Raw genomic sequence first — 407 nt, forward strand, 5'->3', positions numbered from 1 at the left:
GGCTACGCCTGACATCGCTCCCGGGCACTAACCCGGTCGAAAATAACGCGGGGTGGAGCAGCCCGGTAGCTCGTCAGGCTCATAACCTGAAGGCCGCAGGTTCAAATCCTGCCCCCGCAACCACCGAAACTTGCAAATTCTCCCATTCAGGGAACCGCTCGAGCAACTCCTCGCGGTAAATGTCGAGCAGCATCTCCTTCTTCTCCTCACTGTCGATCTCACCGGCTTCCAGACGTTCCACGAAATCCTCATGGATCTCCGAGATGAAGCGGCTCTTCATGGTAAGCCCCCGGTGAGGGCCGTCTTGCGAGGTTGACGCGAACATCGGAAGTCCTAGTGCAAACACTAGGAGTAGTCCTATGACGAAGCATCCGATTGAAGTGATCACGTCTGTCGAGCGCCGTCGG

General features: G+C 57.2%; 1 tRNA gene. It reads left to right on the plus strand.

The window, feature by feature from the left end:
* Positions 1-46: 46 nt before the first annotated feature.
* Positions 47-123 (plus strand) — tRNA-Met (locus tag KLP42_RS26705).
* Positions 124-407 lie beyond the last annotated feature (284 nt).

Source organism: Rhizobium sp. CSW-27 (assembly GCF_018760785.1).
Lineage (GTDB): Bacteria > Pseudomonadota > Alphaproteobacteria > Rhizobiales > Rhizobiaceae > Neorhizobium.